The sequence below is a fragment of the Streptomyces thermovulgaris genome (assembly GCF_002155915.1).
GTDB lineage: Bacteria > Actinomycetota > Actinomycetes > Streptomycetales > Streptomycetaceae > Streptomyces > Streptomyces thermovulgaris.
The window spans coordinates 1-3570 of sequence record NZ_MUME01000487.1; the positions used below are offsets into that span (position 1 = coordinate 1).

At 73.6% G+C, this 3570-nt stretch carries 3 protein-coding genes; 2 read left to right on the plus strand and 1 reads right to left on the minus strand.

All coding sequences use genetic code 11. From position 1 onward, the window contains the following. Positions 1-1182: inorganic phosphate transporter (locus CCN35_RS26660; protein ID WP_107501106.1), on the minus strand; the 1182-nt coding region annotated here is incomplete at its 3' end. A 438-nt stretch (positions 1183-1620) separates the two neighbouring features. Here CCN35_RS26660 and CCN35_RS26665 point away from each other — a divergent pair. Next, the gene (locus tag CCN35_RS26665) at positions 1621-2217 is read left to right on the plus strand and encodes a class II aldolase/adducin family protein (protein ID WP_236560561.1); all 597 of its coding nucleotides are present in this window, start codon (positions 1621-1623) and stop codon (positions 2215-2217) included. A 148-nt stretch (positions 2218-2365) separates the two neighbouring features. Further along, entirely contained in the window at positions 2366-3493 is a 1128-nt protein-coding gene (locus CCN35_RS26670) for an alpha/beta hydrolase (RefSeq protein WP_067390638.1), read from the plus strand. The last annotated feature ends 77 nt before the right edge of the window (positions 3494-3570 follow it).

Sequence of the window (3570 nt, forward strand, 5' to 3'; positions counted from 1 at the left end):
CGCCCCGGCCGCCTGGGAGGCCAGGGCGGCCGGGGCGACGGCGTCGGACGGCTTCCCGCTGCCGGCGACCGCAGGGGTCTCGCCGGTGTCGTTGACGTTGGTGTGGTCGACGACCTGGCGGCGGGAGATCTTCCAGATCGCGGCGCTCGAGACCACCAGGAAGGCGGCGACGAACCCGGTGCCCCAGTCGCCGAGGCGGGTCATGGCCTCCGCGCCGGCGCCGACCAGGGCCGCGGCCGGCAGGGTCAGGGCCCAGGCGACGAACATGCGGGTCGCGGTGGACCAGCGGACGACGCCGCCCTTGCGGCCCAGGCCGGCGCCCATCACCGAGCCGGAGACCACATGCGTGGTGGAGAGGGAGAAACCGAGGTGGGAGGAGGCCAGGATGGCGGTGGCCGCGCTGGTCTGGGCGGCGAAGCCCTGCTGCGGCTGGAGGTCGGTCAGACCCTTGCCCATGGTGCGGATGATGCGCCAGCCGCCGACGTAGGTGCCGAGCGCGATGGCGATGCCCGCGGAGGCGATGACCCAGAGGGGAGGGTTGGAACCGGGGGCGAGGGCGCCGCCGGTGACCAGGGCGAGGGTGATGATGCCCATCGTCTTCTGCGCGTCGTTGGTGCCGTGGGCCAGCGAGACCAGGCCCGCGGAGGCGATCTGGCCGGCGCGGTGGCCCTTCTCGGCCGCCCTGCCGTCCGCGTTCCTGCCGAGGCGGTACGTCAGCCGGGTCGCGACCAGGGCGGAGATGCCCGCGACGAGCGGGGCGGCGATTGCCGGGAGGAGCACCTTGGTGATCAGGACACCGCCGTGCACCGCGCCGATGCCCGCCGAGGCGACGGTGGCGCCGATCAGGCCGCCCATGAGGGCGTGCGAGGAGCTGGAGGGAAGTCCGACCAGCCAGGTCAGCAGATTCCAGAGGATCGCGCCCACCAGGGCGGCGAAGATGACCTCGGGACGAATGCCGCTTTCGTCGACGAGACCTTTGGAGATCGTGTTGGCGACCTCCACGGAGAGGAAAGCGCCCACCAGGTTGAGCACGGCGGACATCGCCACCGCGACCTTGGGCTTGAGTGCGCCGGTAGAGATGGTGGTGGCCATCGCGTTGGCGGTGTCGTGGAAACCGTTCGTGAAATCGAACACGAGTGCGGTGATCACCACAATCGCGAGGATCAGCGAGAAGCTTTCCATTTACCTGGCAATCGTTCGAGCGTCATGGGCGGGTTGAACGTAGGTAACGAGGGTGAACAGAAGATGAACTGAGGCGGTCCTCACGGTGTCCGTTCCGGCGGCCCGCCGGGAAAAACCGGTCGCTTCCGGGGTCGTCCCGACGGGGTCGGGGCAGGGCGGGCAACACATGACGGAGCGGCTCAGGGCGGTACGGCGCGGAAGGGGCGGCGCATGAAGCAGCGGCGGCGGGAGAGGGAGCGCGCACGGCAACAGGGGCGGGAACAAGAGCGGCAAGGAGCACAGGGCGCACGGAACACGCAGAACGCACAGGGCGCGCAGGACGTGCAGGACGTGCAGAACGTACCGGACGCACCGGGGGACGAGAAGGACGTGGCGGGCGTGCCAGGCGAGGAAGAGGTGGCCGGCGCCTGGGAGGCGCTCGTCGCGACGGCCCGCCGCATGGTGTCCGACGGGCTGGTCGTCGGCACCTCCGGCAATGTCTCCGTACGCGTGGGCGACGTCGTCCTGGTCACCCCCTCCGGCGTCCCCTACGACCGGCTCACCCCCGACGACGTGACCGGCGTCGACCTGGAGGGACGGCAGGTGCTCGGCACACTGGTGCCGACCAGCGAGCTGCCCATGCATCTCGCCGTGCACCGCACCACCGACGCCCGCGCCGTCGTCCACACCCACGCCGTGCACGCCACGGCCGTCTCCACGCTCGTCGCCGAGCTGCCGCCGGTCCACTACATGGCCGGTGCGCTCGGCGGGCCCGTCCGGGTCGCCCCGTACGCGACGTACGGCACCGAGGAGCTGGCCCGGAACATGCTGCGCGCCCTCGAGGGCCGCACCGGCTGCCTGCTGCAGAACCACGGCACGGTCACCTGCGGCGCCACCCTCGACCAGGCGTACGACCGCACCGCCCAGCTGGAGTGGATGTGCCGCCTGTGGCTGACGGCGTCGTCCGTGCCCGGCCTGACCCCCGCGCTGCTGACACCGGAGCAACTGGCACAGGCGGAGGAGCGGCTGCGGACGTACGGGCAGCCGGGGCGGTAGCGGCCGGTGCGGGGCGCGGGAGGCGCGGGGAGACGGGCGGGGCACGCCTCTTTCCGGTGGAGTCCTTCCGGGGGAGCGCGCGGGGCCGTGTCACCCCGACCGTCCCCCTCCGCTGGCCCGGGGCCGGATGCGCCACGACACTGGTCCCGTGCGCACAGTCACAGCGACGGCTGCGGCCGTCACCGCGGTTCTGACCGGCAGCGCGGCAAGCGTCGTCGCGGGCCGGCTGGCCAGTGACGCCGCGCTCAAGGTGGTCCCGGGCCGTCCCCTGCCCACCGAACCGCGGCTGACCGTCCACGGCACGGCCGCGGGCCAGATCACCCTCACCCGGGATCTGGCCTCCCTGCGCCCCGGCACCTACGGCCTGGCCGGCAACGGCTCCCACGCGGTGGTCGGCCCCGTCCTGCCCGGCGCCCCGCACCGGCCCGACACCGTCGTGCGCCGCCTGGAACGCGTCACCCACGGCACCCTGAAGCCCCGCGACAAGGTGTGGCTCACCCCCAACCTGTACGTGGGCGACCCCCGCTCCGCGCTCGGCCTGGACCACGAGGACGTCAGGATCCCGGGCGAGCTGGGCACCCTGCCCGCCTGGTTCGTGCCCGGGGCGCGCAGAACCTGGGTGATCGCGGTGCACGGGCTGGGCACCACCCGCGAACTGGTCATGAACGTCATGGAGTTCCTGCACCACCGGCACTTCCCGGTGCTGGCCCTCGCCTACCGCGGCGACGCCGGTGCGCCCCGCTCCCCGGACGGCCTGAGCCATCTGGGCGAGACCGAGTGGCGCGATCTGGAGGCGGCGATCCGCCACGCGGTGGAGTCCGGGGCCGAGCGGGTGATCCTCTACGGCTGGTCCACCGGCGCCACGATGGCCCTGCGGGCCGCCCGCCGCTCGAGGCTGCGCGAGCGCGTCTCCGGGCTGGTGCTGGACTCCCCGGTGCTCGACTGGGAGGTCACGATGCGGGCCCTGGCCCGGGCCCGGCACGTCCCGGGGCCGCTGCTGCCGCTCGCGGTGCGCGCCGCGCAGGGGCGCGCCGGACTCTACGGCGACCGGCTCGCCGAGGCGACCGCCCCCGAGAGCCTCTCGGTGCCGGCGCTGATCCTCCACGGCCCCGGCGACCCGGTGGCCCCCTGGCAGCTCTCCCGCCGCCTCGCCGAACGCCACCCCCACCTGGTGGCCCTGCACACGGTGCAGGACGCCGCGCACAGCGCGATGTGGAACGCCGACCCGCAAGGGTACGAGGAGGCGCTGCGGCGCTTCCTGACGCCGCTGACCTGAGCCGGGCAAAGCCCTGCCGGGCCCGTGACCGGGCCGTGACGGCCGGGTTCCGCTTCGGCCGGCGGACGGTCCTTCGC

Bases quoted from the DNA above. Each gene is read 5' to 3' on its own strand.
- CCN35_RS26665 (WP_236560561.1), top strand. From the start codon at position 1,621: ATGGTGTCCGACGGGCTGGTCGTCGGCACCTCCGGCAATGTCTCCGTA.